Consider the following 12,924-nt stretch of genomic DNA (forward strand, 5'->3'; position numbering starts at 1 on the left):
AACATGGATCACTTTCCCGGACCGGAGTTCCGCACATGAAGATCGGCATTATCGGCGCAGGCCACATCGGCAAGGCGCTTGCCAGGCGTTTTCGCGAAGCGGGTCACGATGTCCTGATCGCCAACTCGCGCGGCCCGGAGACCTTGTCCGCCGTTGCCGCGGAGACCGGCGCGGTGCCGGTGACGGTGGAAGCGGCAGCACGCGGGGGCGAGGTGGTGGTCGTCACCATTCCGGAGTCCCGCATTCCCGACCTGCCGGGCGACCTGTTCGCCGACGTGCCATTGGAAACGGTTGTGATCGACACGGGCAACTACTATCCGCAGCAGCGCGATGGCCATATCGCCGGCATCGAGGAAGGCCTGACCGAGAGCCAGTGGGTGGCTGAACAACTCAAGCGACCGGTGATCAAGGCCTTCAACAATATCCACGCCGAGCACCTGGGCAGCCTGGGCGTGCCATCGACAGCCGAGCGCCGGATCGCCCTGCCGGTGGCAGGCGACGACCCCAATGCCAAGGCCAAGGTGCTGAAGCTGGTCGACGACATCGGCTTCGATGGCGTGGATGCCGGCACGCTGGCGGACTCCTGGAAGCAACAGCCCGGCACGCCCGTCTACGGGTCCAATCGTGACATCGAGGGTGTGCGCCAGGGGCTGCTCGACGCCGGCCGTGATCGCCTCCCCGAATGGCGTGCTACCTCGCGCAGCCCGGGCGATGATGGCTCGCCGCGCTGATGTGCCGTGACTTTCATGTGAAGCTTTTTTTGGGCATTTCTTCCATTGTGGCGACACGTACGAACGGATAGTCTTGCGCATCCCTTCCGTGGCAGGACTGTCTCGCTCGTCGCGAGCGCATCGACGGAACTTCGAGGTTACGCATTTTTCCATGGCCCTGGTCATTTACGACATCCCGTTCAGCCCGGACCTTGCTGGCTTGTGGCATGTGCAGATGAACGGCGTGCCCACGGAAAATTTCGACACGCGTGTCGCCGCCATCGCCTATGCCGTTCAGCAGTCCAAGCTGCTCGGTGCACAGAACGGTTTGCAGGTACTCGTCTCGGTCGAAGGTGCCGACGGCATCTGGCGCGAGTTCGAATCCAGTGCCAAGCGCCCGGTCAGCGGACTGCTGTAGCCACCAGTGCACGTCGTCTTGATGCCCGATGCTTAGGATGATGCGCTGGAACGAGGATCATCCCACCTATGACGCATCGCAAGATCGGTTACTTCGACGTGGAAGGCTCATGTTACGTGGCAAAGCCGGGGCGCTGGCGCGGCAAATACGTCATTAGCGAAGACGGCGACGAGGTTGCCGAAAAGCTCTGTACCACCCTGCACGAGAACGAGGAAGACGCCTGCGCGGAAGGCCTTAACCTGGGCGTTGCAGCCGCTCGCAAGCTCATGAAGGAGCGCGAGGGCTTCGATCCGGGCGATGACTGATCCCGCGCAGCCGCCGACGGAACCGTCCGATACGTTTCGCGCCGACCTGGAACGTCTCGCGACGGCCATCATGCCGTTCGGTAAATTCAAGGGAAAGCCGATCGCGGAACTGCCCGGTCCCTATCTGGCTTGGTTCGCGCGTGAGGGCTTCCCTCCTGGCGAACTGGGACGTTTGCTGTCCATCATGCTGGAACTCGACCACAACGGCTTGCGTAGCCTGCTCGATCCGCTCAGGCAGCCCGCGCGGCGACGGGATACGCGTGGACCGACCTAAGCGGGTCAACGCCGCAGCGCGATGTCGTCCATGATGTCCACACCGTCCGCATGGACGGCAATGATGCCGTCGCCGCGCAGCTTCGCCAGCATGCGCGTCACCGTGGCTGAACTCATTCGCAGGTAGGAGCCGATGTCGTCGCGCGACATCGGCAACGGGATCGTGCGGGCGTGTTCGTCGAAACGGCGGCGTCGGTCCAGCAGGTCGATGAGGAAGTCGCGGACCCTCGATGCGGCAACGCCCTCCGCGGCATGTCGGGTGACGGTGTGTTCCCGCCGACGCAGCATGCGGAGGTGGCGTGTCAGCGCGTCGTTTTCCACGCATAGCGCATCGACGGCCTCGCGGGGAAACCGGCAAAACCATGTCTTGCCCACGGCCATGACGGAACGCCCGTGCGTTCCGTTCCGTGCGACCTCCAGGGCGAACAGTTCGCCGGGCAGGTGAAACGCCAGCACGCGGCCGTCGCCGACGGTCTTGGCCATGCCGTTGAGAACGGCGAAGGCCGCTCGGTGAGGGGCATCCGGTTGCACGAGGCGATCGCCATCCGAGAAGGGGCCCACCCGTTCGACGACATCGCGCATGTCGAGGAGGGCAGGGTCGCCACCTCGTGTGGCTTCGCACGCTTCGGCATGGCGACAGGCGGCATTGCAGCACGCCGACGTGCGACGCGCGGGAGCGGGGCGCTTGTCGGCGGCGAGACGGTGCGGCACGGTAGACCTCCATGCACGCCGGAAGGGCGTGCATCTTCATTTTACGCCGCCGGGTGCACAGTCATGGAGCCGATCAGGTGCTTGCGCCGATTTGCCGCAAGGGAGGTCATGTCATGGCACGGGGCCATGGCATCGCGGAGGCTTGACGCCGTTTGGCATTTGCCTTAGTAAAGAGCGCTTGGGGGAACCACAAGGGGGCCTTACAGGCCATGGCACGTCGATCCACGCTTTTGCCCGAATCAGAGACCGTCAGCTTGCCCGAGGGCTTCGTGCCCGGCACCGTGGCGCCGTTCGTCATGCGTTACGGCACCGAATTCCTGGTGGCCATGCAGCGCGCCGCCGCCGTCCACGACGCGGCCCAGTCAGTGGAAGAACAGACGGCCTAGCGCTCGGCGGCGTGACTTGCCGGCGCACGCGCACCGTCGTCCGGGGTGTCGCCGGCCGGACCACCCTTGTGGATGGCTCCCACGACCACGATGGCCACCATCGCGACAATCAGCGCGATGAGTGCGTAATAGCGTGTGCGGTTCATGCGTACGATTTCCCGATCACGGCGTCGTGCCGATCAAGTGTCCAGCGTCACCGCCAGCACGTCGATGGCGTGCATGCCTTTCGTTATTGCGAAACGGCTCATGTCGTGCGCGTCACGCAGGATGCACGCTTGTCCATGGACGCTGACTTCCGGTTAACAACGAGGAGGGACGTCCGATGGACGAGGGAAAGATTGCGGTGGCTGACAAACAGAAAGGCGGCATCGGGTACATCCTGTTGTGGGTGCTGGGCGTGCCCATTCCCGTTCTGCTGCTGATCTTCCTGGTCAGGGGTTGTACCTGAGGGTAGTTGGGCGTACCCGTAAAGCGAGGGACCCCTTGGGGTCCCTCGTGCAAAGCACTTAGTGCTTGCCGGCGTCGCGCACCTTGTCGGCGGCCTTGCCTACTTCCTTCTGCGCCTTGCCGGCGTTCTTCTCGATGTTGCCGGCGGCTTCCTTCGCGTGATTGCCGGTGACCTTGCCGACCACTTCCTTCACGGCGCCCTTGACTTCGTGCTTGGTGCCTTCGGTGCGATTCTTGTCCATGGTGGTGTTCCTCTGCAGGCTCTGCGTCATTCGCAGCGTCCCCTGTTTACGCCTCGACGCCATGAGCGCCGCGTGAAGCAAGCGTGGGCACCGGTTGATGGTATTCAGGGTGCCGGATAGCCGGACGCCTTGAGCAGCTTGGCCAGATGTGCAGCGTTGGTCGTCAGCGTTGCAATGGTCTGCAAAACTTTCGCCGGTGTCTTCTTCAAGTCGATGTAGTTGGTATCCGACATGGCTTCACCCACCCAGTAAGCGGAACTTCCCGCCGGGATCGTGAAGCCGACATCGGCCAGCGCCTGGTAGAGTTCGGCGGTGACATGGTGGGCGCCGTCCTCGTTGCCCACCACACCGACAATTCCGACCTTGCCGAACGTCGGGTAGCGTCCATCGTCTCCGATATCTCGCAGGATGGCGTCCATGCGCTCCACGACACGCTTGCTGACGCTCGAGGGCTGGCCCATCCATATGGGTGTGACCATGACCAGGATGTCCGCTGCCATGATGCGCTCGCGCAGCGCTGGCCAGGCGTCACCGTTGCCTTCGTCGTGGCTGACGCCGGGCTTGATGTCCAGGTCGACCACGCGCGCACTGTCGACATCCACGCCATGCCGTTCCAGGCCTTCCAGTAACTGGTCGAGCAATTTCTGGCTGGATGACGGCTTGGGCGATCGCGTAAGCGTGCAGTTCAGTCCGAGGGCCTTGAGTGCCATACAACGCTCCGTTCGTTCGAGGGGGAGCGCCAACCTCGGACAAGGGGTGTGCAGCACATGTCGTTCGGATGTGCATGTCGTCGGTAACGGCCTGCACCGATGACATCGAAGTGACAGCGATATCACGCGGGGTCGCGCAACGTGCATGCACCATGACGCTGACGGTTGCCGACGCTATGCAAAGTCCTTACGTGCCCGAAACCCCCGGTCGCTCACCGGTCCTTCCCGAAGAGTCGCCGACCGATCCGCGGCCCGAGACACCGGGCGGTAGCCCGGGCACGGAACCGCAGGAACGGCCTGCTCACCCGGATCAACCGGAAGACGACAGCGGCCCGTCGCCTGTGGCACCCGAGGCGTTGGCTATCCGGATTCCTTGAACCCTGAGGCGTTCTACCGCGTGCCCGGGCAGGCCGAAGGCTTCCAGGCAAGCGAAAGCCGCCGGTGGGCCGGAGGCTAAGGGGAAGGTTGAGGGGGCGGACGTCGGTTTATCCGCCACGACCGGGCCACCAGGCCTCGCGTCGTCTTTACTGCATCGAGGCCCGTCATATGACGGGCCTCGATGCGTTTTTCAGGAACCATGACCCGAGCGCAAGCGCTTCGGGCTATGACGCGATCCTAGACCGCGTCACCGCTGAGTCGGCTGGCAACCTCGCCCAGCCAGTCGTAACCGTCCATTTCACCGCCGAACAGATCGAGGCCGGTGCTGCTGTCGCCTGCACGGAAGCCGGTCGAGTATTCGAAGGTGGTGATGCCGTATTCGTTGCGAAGTTCGTTCATGGTCGTGTCTCCCAGTCGTCTGTGACCGGATGCGAAATGCTCTGGCACCAACGTCGCCGGTCTTTGACGTGGTGGGGACCTTACGCCGGTGCAGGGCCTTGAAGAAGGCGCGCTGGGCGGTTAGTCCGTTTCGTTTGGTGAACAATCGGTTCGTTAGGCTTTCGTCATCACCCGATAGGGCTTAATTCCTGAACTAACGAGTTTACTACACGCCTTTTGTATGGGCGGCTCGGGACATTACAAGGGGTCCCGGGCATTGAAAGGTTGGACAGGCTTGTGAGGAAAAGGTTCAAGAAAATCGTCGGACGGTGTGTCGGAGCGCTTTCCAGAGACCCTTACCGCGGGCTTTCGTTCACCGTTTCAGCTGTATCCGTTAACCCTAGTTTAACTCAAACGATCGTTCGGCGCCACGGGGGTGTCTGGAGCCGCTCCACCAGGAAGTCGGCAAGCTGGCGAACCTTGGGGGAAAGGTGGCGGCTCTGCGGGTACACCAGCCACACCGCACCGTGCTCGTAACGCCATGGATCGAGCAGGGAGACCAGGCTTCCTTCGACCAATGCCTGCTCCACGTAGAAGTCGGGCAGCTGAGCGATGCCGAGCCCGCGGTGCACCGCGTCGAGCAAGGCCTGGCCTGAACTGGCCCGATAGCGGCCCTGGACAGGTCGCTGCCGCGGTTGGCCGTGCTCGGCGAAGATCCAGTGACTGGCCGATCCCAGCAGGAGCGTATGCCCGGCGAGGTCGTCGGGTGTCGCCGGCGCTGCATTCGTCGACAGATAGGCGGGCGAGGCGACGACGAACAGCCGCCGTTCGCCCAGGCGTCGGGCCACCAGGTTGGAATCCGGCAGGAGGCCAGTGCGTACCGTCAGGTCGTAGCCCTCCTCGATGAGGTCGACGGTACGGTTGGAGAAATCCATGTCCACGCCCAGTTGGGGGTGGAGGGCAAGAAAGGCATTGACCAGTGGCGCCACGTAGCGCTCGCCATAGGTGGTTGCCAGGCTGATGCGCAGGTTGCCTCGCAATCCGTCCTGGAAGTCCACGATGGCCTGGTCGGCGGCATCGAAGCCTTCCAGCAGGTGTCGCGCGTGTTCGTAGTAAAGACGCCCGGCGTCGGTGAGGCGGAGCTTGCGGGTGGTCCGGTGCAGCAACTGCGTGCCGAGTCGTTGCTCGAGCGCGCTCACGGCACGGCTGACGAAGGCCGTGGACAGTCCCAGGCTGCGGGCGGCGGCGGAGAAGCTGCCTAGCCGTACCACTTCGACGAAGGCGTCCATCCCGTCCCAAGCACGCATCGATCTTTGCTCCCCTGTAAAAATGCTTCACCTGCAGGGCGGCTAATCGACAGGCCCGGGGATGGCTAAAATCCTCGCTACCGCCGGCTGCCATGCCGGTTCCGCCTTTAGTGTAAGAGGAATTGCCCGCCATGAAGTCTCGCGCCGCTGTTGCCTGGGAAGCAGGAAAGCCGTTGTCCATCGAAGAAGTGGATGTCCAGGGTCCGAAGGCGGGCGAGGTGCTGGTCCGCATCGTGGCGACCGGCGTGTGCCATACCGATGCCTACACGCTCTCGGGCGACGACCCCGAAGGGGCCTTCCCGGTCATCCTGGGTCACGAGGGCGGTGGCATCGTCGAGGAGGTCGGTGAGGGTGTCACGTCGCTCAAGCCGGGCGATCATGTCATTCCGCTGTACACCCCGGAGTGCGGCGAGTGTCGGTTCTGCCTGTCGGGCAAGACCAATCTGTGCCAGAAGATCCGCCTGACCCAGGGCAAGGGCGTCATGCCGGACGGCACGTCGCGCTTCTCGTTGGCGGGCAAGCCGCTGTTGCATTACATGGGCACGAGCACCTTCAGCGAATACACGGTGCTGCCGGAAATCTCCCTGGCGAAGATCAACAAGAACGCACCGCTGGAGAAGGTCTGCCTGCTCGGTTGCGGAATCACCACCGGTATCGGTGCCGTGCTGAACACGGCCAAGGTCGAGCCCGGCTCGACGGTGGCGGTGTTCGGCATGGGTGGCATCGGCCTGTCGGTGGTGCAGGGCGCGGTCATGGCCAAGGCCAGTCGCATCGTCGTGATCGACACCAATCCGTCGAAGTTCGAGATGGCGAAGATGCTGGGCGCGACGGATTGCATCAATCCCCGCGACTACCCGGACACGCCGATCCAGCAGGTGATCGTCGACCTGACCGATGGCGGTGTGGATTATTCGTTCGAGTGCATCGGCAGCGTGGACGTGATGCGCGCTGCCCTGGAGTGCTGCCACAAGGGCTGGGGCGAGTCGATCATCATCGGCGTGGCCGGTGCCGGCCAGGAGATCCGCACCCGTCCGTTCCAGCTGGTGACCGGGCGCGTATGGCGCGGCTCGGCGTTCGGCGGCGTGAAGGGGCGCAGCCAGTTGCCGGGCTACGTGGATCGATACATGGGAGGCGAAATCAAGATCGACCCGATGATCACTTATACGATGGGGCTGGAGGAGATCAATCGGGCGTTCGATCTGATGCACGAGGGCAAGGCTATCCGCTCGGTCATCCTCTACTGAATACTCGTGTTCTAATGGCGCACCGTTACCTAAGCGAAACCACCGTCATGCCGTTTCATGAATTCCGCCTCGAAGGCGACTACGTCGAACTCAACCTGCTGCTCAAGCTGACCGGCATCGTCGCCAGTGGCGGTGAGGGCAAGCATCGGGTGGCCGATGGCCTGGTCGCCGTGGACGGCGTGACGGAAATGCGCAAGACCTACAAGGTGCGCGCGGGCCAGGTGGTCACCATCGGTAGCGACGAGATCAGCGTCCTGCCCGAAGTGGACTGACGCGCACTTCGTCGGCATGAAAAACCCCGGCGCCTCGCGGCGCCGGGGTTTTTTTTGGCTGCTGTCCGCGGATGCGGAATTACATGCCGGAGCTGGACGACTTGGCCGGTTCGGTGCCGGTGGTCGAGGTGCTCTTCTTGTGCTTCTTGTGGGTGGATTTCATCGAGCCATTGGAGTTGGTGGCGGCGGAGCCGGACGTGCCGGTGCTCTTCATGGCATCGCTGGTGGTCTGCGTCTGCGAGCCCGCGCTGGAAGACGGCGTGGGGGACGCCGACTGCGAAGCATCCTGGGCCATGGCGGCGCCGCCGAAAGCCATACAACCAGCCAGCATGGCGACGATCAGTTTCGTGTTGCGCATGACGAAATCTCCTGGAACTTGTGGCGCCTTGGTCGAACTTCGCGATGCACGGCGCATGAGCATCGCTTACCGGATATCCGGGTGTGTCGATGGGATAGACGCTATCGCGTTTCCGCTGAACAGTGTTCTTGCGAAGCAGCAAATTTCGGTTAACCGTTCAGAGTAAAATTAGCCGGCGTTAAGTAACGGCAAGGTCGTGCGATTCCTGGCACGATCAGTGGAAATCCCGTGACACGGCACCGAGTTCCGGCAGGAGGTCGCTGTAGTCATGAAGACGGCTTGCTACGAGGTGGCGCACGCCTTCGATCGACTGCCAGCGGCCGTCGACCGCCAACAGCACGGCTTCCAGTAGCGCCTGCCGACAGGCCTCGGCCACCGCGGGTCGCACGATGACGTTGACCTGGCCCGTTTCGTCCTCCAGGGCGACGAAGGTGATCCCGCTGGCGGTCTGGGGACGCTGGCGCATCGTGACCAGACCGGCATGACGCAACCACGTGCCGCTGCGTGTGTCTTCCATGTCCCGTGCACGACGGACACGGCGCGACTGCAATATCTTGCGAATCAGCAGCAGGGGATGGCCCGCCAGCGACAGGCCGGTGGTGGCGTAATCGGCAAAGACGTTTTCGGCCATGCTGGGTGGGCGCAGTGGCGTAGGTTGTTCTGCCACGGCCTCCAGTAGCGGCAGGCTGCGTTCGATGCCGGAGCTCTCCCAGCGGGCGCGATGACGATGGCCGCTGAGCACGCGCAGGGCACCGGCATCCGCCAGGCGTTCGCGCTCGAAACGGCTAAGGCGTGCACGGTGGGCGAGGTCGGCAAGATCGCGAAAGGGCGCGCTGTCGCGTGCCTGCACGATGCGTGCGCCGAGGTCGGCCGATAAACCGCCGATCAGGCGTAGACCCAGGCGCAAGGCAGGACGTGGGGTCCGGGTCGCTTCCAGCGTGCAATCCCATTGGCTGGCGGTGACATCGGCTGGGCGCACCTCGGCGCCGTGCCGACGCAGGTCGGCGACGAGTTGCGCCGGCGCGTAGAAACCCATCGGCTGGCTGTTGAGCAAGGCGCAGCAGAAGATTTCCGGATGGTGGCATTTCATGTACGACGAGGCATAGGCGATCAACGCAAAGCCGGCCGCGTGCGATTCGGGAAAGCCGTAGCTGCCGAACCCCTGGATCTGGTCGATGATCTGCTGGGTGAACTCGGGGGTGTAATGGTTCTTCGCCATGTTGGCACGGATCTTCGGCTCGAATTTCTGCAACCCGCCGCGGCGCTTCCACGCCGCCATCGACCGGCGCAGGTCGTCCGACTCGCTTTCGGTGAAATCCGCCACCACCTGCAGCAGTTTCATCACCTGCTCCTGGAAGATCGGCACGCCCAGGGTGCGTTCCAGGACGTCCTTGACGCCCGGTTCGTAAACGATCTGGTCCGGCGGCAGCTGGCGTCGTTGCAGGTAGGGGTGAACCATGCCGCCCTGGATCGGGCCGGGCCTCACGATCGCCACCTGGATCACCAGGTCGTAGTAGATGGCCGGTTTCAGGCGCGGCAGCATCGACATCTGCGCACGCGATTCGATCTGGAACACGCCGACGGTATCGGCGGCCTGGATCATCGCGTAGGTTTCTTCATCGTCCATGGGAATGTCGGCCATGCGGGTGTAATCCTCGCCGCCACGGGCACGCAGCAGGTCGATCGCCTTGCGCATGCAGGTCAGCATGCCCAGCGCCAGGCAATCCACCTTGAGCAGTTTCATCGTTTCCAGGTCGTCCTTGTCCCACTGGATGATGGTGCGGTTGTCCATTGCCGCGTTCTCGACGGGCACCAGATGGTGCAACGGCGTATCCGAGATGACGAAACCGCCTACGTGCTGGGACAGGTGGCGAGGCATGCCGTTGAGCTCGTGCACCAGCACGATCAGCTGCCGGATGGTGCGACTGGCGATGTCGAAACCTCGCTCCTGCAGGCGCTGGATGATCGGCACCTCGCCATGCGCGTGCGAATAAGCACGGCTGAGCTGGTCGAGCTGGTCTTCGGACAACCCCAGCGCACGCCCGACATCGCGGGCGGCACTCTTGGGCCGGTAACTGATGACCGTAGCCGCCAGCGCGGCCCGTTCGCGGCCGTATTTCTCGAAGACGTACTGCAGGACTTCCTCGCGGCGCTCGTGCTCGAAGTCGACGTCGATGTCCGGTGGCTCGTCACGTTCCAGCGAGATGAACCGTTCGAACAGCGTGGTGATCTGGTCCGGGTTGACCTCGGTGATGTGCAGGCAGAAACAGACCACCGAATTGGCAGCGGAGCCGCGGCCCTGGCAAAGGATCTGCTGCGAGCGGGCGAACCTGACGATGTCCTGCACCGTGAGGAAAAATGCCTCGTAACGGCACTTGGCGATGAGGTCCAGTTCTTTTTCGATGCGTGTGACGAGGTCGGGTTTCATGCCCCCGGGCCATCGCCGCGCCGCGCCCTCGTAGGTGAGACGGCGTAGGTAAGCGGCAGGATCGGTGCCTTCGGGCACCAGTTCGCGCGGGTAGACGTACTGGATCTTGCGGAGGTCGAAACCGGTGCAGCGGGCGGCCACCACGAGGCTTTGCTCCAGCATGTCGCGGGGATAGATGCGCGCGAGTGCCTCACGCCGACGCAGGTGGCGTTCGCCGTTGGGAAAGAGGTGGTGGCCGGCCTCGGCCACGCTGCGGTTGAGGCGGATCGCCGTCATCACATCCTGCAAGGCGCGACGCCCGCGCAGGTGCATGTGCACGTCGCCGGCGGCGACGCATGGCAGCCCATGCCGTTCCGCCAGGTGACGCCACGCCGCCAGTTCGGCCGCATCGTGCTGGCCGCGGTGCAGTTCCACGGCCAGCCAGGCGCGATCGCGGAAATGCGTGGCCACCCACGCTGCGCGGTCGTCATGGGTGGCGGCATCGTCGGCCGCCAACGGGCCCGGTGCCCACAGCAGGCAGAGGCCATGGGCGAGGTTTTCCAGGTCGGCACGGTGCAGCTCGTAGCGTCCTTTCGGGGCGCGCCGTCGGCCCAGCGTGATCAATCGGCATAATTCGGTATAGCCGTCCTGGTTTTCTACCAGCAGCACGAGCGTGGTGCCGTCCGCCAGACGGAACTCACTGCCGACGATCATTGGCAGGTCGACCTCCAGCGAGGCTTCCAGTGCCCGGACGATGCCGGAAAGCGAACACTCGTCGGTGATCGCCAGGGCGGTATAGCCGATGTCCCTGGCGCGCTCGAACAGCTCACGCGCGCTGGAGGCGCCGCGTTGGAAACTGAAGTCGCTCAGCGCATGCAGCTCGGCATAGGCGGGAAGGTCGACTTCGCCCTCGTTTGCGGGCGGCGGCAGGGTAAAGGGCAGCACGGCGACCTAGGCGAACCAGCCGTGCAGCATCCAGCCGTCGAGGGTGCCCGGCGGCAGGTAGGCCCAGGCCTGCTGCCCGGATGGCGTGCGCACGATGTAGTAATCGCGACGCGTGTCGTCGCCGTCCCACCAACCGCTTTCGATACGCTCCGGCCCGGCCAGCACGGCAACGGGCTCGGGACGCATCGGTAGTGGACGTGGCAACAGCCATAACGGGCGTCGGCGGCGTGGCAGGGCCACCGTGGTATCTGGCGGGCCGTAGCGCATGGCGCGCTCCGGTCGATGGTCGGCCACCATGGCGATCTGCCGGAGTGCCGCATCGCCCAGGCGGGCGCGCAGCCGTTCGTCGAGCGTGGGCCAGTCCAGTCCGTCGCCGCGGATGGGCTCGAAAAGGTCGCGCACCGGTGGCCGGAAGACCGGGAGTTCCTCGGCATCGAGTTCGATGGCGCGCGCCGGTGCGGGCAGCGCAGTGCGTTCGAGCCGGGTGCGGGCCAGTTCGAACAGGCGTTCCGCCTCGCGCTGGGGTGCGGCCATCGCCACGACCACGCGCGTGGTGGCGCCGCGGGCATGCTCGAGCGTCAGGGTGAAACGCTGCACGCCACCGTCGCGTGCGGCGAGCAGGTTGGCGAGCGAGCGGGTCAGCCGGCGCAAGGGAAACAGCAGTGGCTGGCTGCCGTCCAGTTCGCTGTCGAACTCGATCTTCTGTCGGAAATTTGCCGGTGGCTGCCACGCGGGCAGCGGTGCGGCGGCCTGACCACGGAGACGATCCAGCCAGTTCACGCCATCGCGGCCGATGCGACGGGTGAGCTCCGGGCGCGGCAGCCGGAAAATGTCGCCGAGCCGGCGAAACCCCATGGCCTGGAGCGATTTCACCGTCGCGGCAGGCAGGCCGGCCTGTCCCAGCGACAAGGCGCCCAACATGCGGACGACGCCTTGCGGTTCGGGCAGCACCATGCCATCAGCGTGCGCCGCGAACACCCACGAGGCAGCAGGGAAGGGCGTTGCCGCCATGGTGTGGACATGGCCCTGTTCGCCCAGGCCATGACGGAGGCGTTCGGCGATCACCGGCCAGCCGTCGAACAGCCTCAGGCTGGCGCCGAGTTCGAGGAGGATGGCTGCAGGGGGTACCAGGCTGACGTGTCCGCTGAACTGGTAGCACCAGGCGGCGAGTTCCGCGAGCAGGCGGGACTCGGCGGCACGATCGCGTGGGCGTACATCCAGTGCGGGGCAAAGGGCGCGCGCCGCGGCGAGGCTCTGTCCCCGACGAACACCGGCGGTGGCCGCTTCCGTATTGGCGGCGGCGATCAGGCGCTGGCGTGACCGGGTGTCGAGCAAGGCAGAGGGGCCTGCCTCCGAGGTCGCGGCGAAGGCGGCGGAGAACGCCAGGCCGGGAAAACGGAGGCAGGCCCAAAGCATGGCTGCGTAGGAAAGGC

General features: G+C 64.5%; 16 protein-coding genes and 1 pseudogene. 8 read left to right on the top strand and 9 right to left on the bottom strand.

Going from position 1 to position 12,924, the window contains the following annotated elements:
• Positions 1–2: 2 nt before the first annotated feature.
• The 4 genes and pseudogenes from QRN34_RS01670 to QRN34_RS01685 all read left to right on the top strand — a co-directional run.
• Positions 3–731, top strand: a pseudogene (locus QRN34_RS01670) (NAD(P)-binding domain-containing protein); the annotation flags it as partial.
• Positions 732–882: 151 nt separating this feature from the next.
• On the top strand, positions 883–1,128 hold the full coding sequence (locus QRN34_RS01675) for a DUF2188 domain-containing protein (protein WP_285401443.1): 246 nt from the start codon (positions 883–885) through the stop codon (positions 1,126–1,128).
• Positions 1,129–1,196: 68 nt separating this feature from the next.
• Complete coding sequence (locus tag QRN34_RS01680; protein ID WP_285401444.1) at positions 1,197–1,433, top strand: hypothetical protein; 237 nt, start codon at positions 1,197–1,199, stop codon at positions 1,431–1,433.
• A complete protein-coding gene (locus QRN34_RS01685) occupies positions 1,426–1,707 on the top strand; it encodes a DUF3820 family protein (RefSeq protein ID WP_285401446.1) in 282 nt (93 codons plus the stop codon). Before QRN34_RS01680 ends, QRN34_RS01685 begins: the two co-directional genes overlap by 8 nt.
• 5 nt (positions 1,708–1,712) lie before the next feature.
• Here QRN34_RS01685 and QRN34_RS01690 read toward each other — a convergent pair whose 3' ends face one another.
• The gene (locus QRN34_RS01690; RefSeq protein WP_285401448.1) at positions 1,713–2,417 is read right to left on the bottom strand and encodes a Crp/Fnr family transcriptional regulator; all 705 of its coding nucleotides are present in this window, start codon (positions 2,415–2,417) and stop codon (positions 1,713–1,715) included.
• A gap of 209 nt (positions 2,418–2,626) precedes the next feature.
• Between QRN34_RS01690 and QRN34_RS01695 the strand changes: the two genes are divergently transcribed.
• Positions 2,627–2,803: a hypothetical protein gene (locus QRN34_RS01695; protein WP_185754329.1), complete on the top strand. Its 177-nt coding sequence runs from the start codon at positions 2,627–2,629 to the stop codon at positions 2,801–2,803.
• Here QRN34_RS01695 and QRN34_RS01700 read toward each other — a convergent pair.
• Positions 2,800–2,949 carry a hypothetical protein gene (locus tag QRN34_RS01700; protein WP_185754330.1) on the bottom strand — a complete coding sequence of 50 codons (150 nt, stop codon included), beginning with the start codon at positions 2,947–2,949 and terminating at the stop codon, positions 2,800–2,802. The two genes, QRN34_RS01695 and QRN34_RS01700, sit on opposite strands and share 4 nt — an antisense overlap.
• A 176-nt stretch (positions 2,950–3,125) precedes the next feature.
• On the opposite strand from QRN34_RS01700, the gene QRN34_RS01705 reads away from it, so the two are divergent.
• Entirely contained in the window at positions 3,126–3,251 is a 126-nt protein-coding gene (locus QRN34_RS01705) for a hypothetical protein (RefSeq protein ID WP_255349640.1), read from the top strand.
• Positions 3,252–3,309: 58 nt separating this feature from the next.
• Here QRN34_RS01705 and QRN34_RS01710 read toward each other — a convergent pair whose 3' ends face one another.
• The 4 genes from QRN34_RS01710 to QRN34_RS01725 all read right to left on the bottom strand — a co-directional run bounded on the left by QRN34_RS01710 (position 3,310) and on the right by QRN34_RS01725 (position 6,265).
• Positions 3,310–3,492: a CsbD family protein gene (locus QRN34_RS01710; RefSeq protein WP_036140824.1), complete on the bottom strand. Its 183-nt coding sequence runs from the start codon at positions 3,490–3,492 to the stop codon at positions 3,310–3,312.
• Positions 3,493–3,596: 104 nt separating this feature from the next.
• Positions 3,597–4,202, bottom strand: a complete 606-nt coding sequence (locus QRN34_RS01715) for an NAD(P)H-dependent oxidoreductase (RefSeq protein ID WP_285401449.1) — start codon at positions 4,200–4,202, stop codon at positions 3,597–3,599.
• 615 nt (positions 4,203–4,817) lie between these two features.
• Positions 4,818–4,979: a hypothetical protein gene (locus QRN34_RS01720; protein WP_185754331.1), complete on the bottom strand. Its 162-nt coding sequence runs from the start codon at positions 4,977–4,979 to the stop codon at positions 4,818–4,820.
• A 389-nt stretch (positions 4,980–5,368) separates the two neighbouring features.
• The gene (locus QRN34_RS01725) at positions 5,369–6,265 is read right to left on the bottom strand and encodes a LysR family transcriptional regulator (protein ID WP_285401450.1); all 897 of its coding nucleotides are present in this window, start codon (positions 6,263–6,265) and stop codon (positions 5,369–5,371) included.
• Between the two features lie 131 nt (positions 6,266–6,396).
• Between QRN34_RS01725 and QRN34_RS01730 the strand changes: the two genes are divergently transcribed.
• Positions 6,397–7,509 carry an S-(hydroxymethyl)glutathione dehydrogenase/class III alcohol dehydrogenase gene (locus QRN34_RS01730; RefSeq protein ID WP_036140827.1) on the top strand — a complete coding sequence of 371 codons (1,113 nt, stop codon included), beginning with the start codon at positions 6,397–6,399 and terminating at the stop codon, positions 7,507–7,509.
• 47 nt (positions 7,510–7,556) lie between these two features.
• Complete coding sequence (locus QRN34_RS01735) at positions 7,557–7,781, top strand: RNA-binding S4 domain-containing protein (RefSeq protein ID WP_036144222.1); 225 nt, start codon at positions 7,557–7,559, stop codon at positions 7,779–7,781.
• A 79-nt stretch (positions 7,782–7,860) separates the two neighbouring features.
• Here the strand turns inward: QRN34_RS01735 and QRN34_RS01740 are convergent, their stop codons facing one another.
• From QRN34_RS01740 to QRN34_RS01750, 3 genes are all read right to left on the bottom strand, one after another.
• Positions 7,861–8,139: a hypothetical protein gene (locus QRN34_RS01740; RefSeq protein WP_285401451.1), complete on the bottom strand. Its 279-nt coding sequence runs from the start codon at positions 8,137–8,139 to the stop codon at positions 7,861–7,863.
• Between the two features lie 214 nt (positions 8,140–8,353).
• Positions 8,354–11,491, bottom strand: coding sequence for an error-prone DNA polymerase (locus tag QRN34_RS01745; protein WP_285401452.1), 3,138 nt, complete (start codon positions 11,489–11,491; stop codon positions 8,354–8,356).
• A gap of 6 nt (positions 11,492–11,497) precedes the next feature.
• Positions 11,498–12,907 carry a DNA polymerase Y family protein gene (locus QRN34_RS01750; RefSeq protein ID WP_285401453.1) on the bottom strand — a complete coding sequence of 470 codons (1,410 nt, stop codon included), beginning with the start codon at positions 12,905–12,907 and terminating at the stop codon, positions 11,498–11,500.
• Positions 12,908–12,924 lie beyond the last annotated feature (17 nt).

Source organism: Luteibacter sp. ME-Dv--P-043b, assembly GCF_030209605.1.
Classification (GTDB): domain Bacteria; phylum Pseudomonadota; class Gammaproteobacteria; order Xanthomonadales; family Rhodanobacteraceae; genus Luteibacter.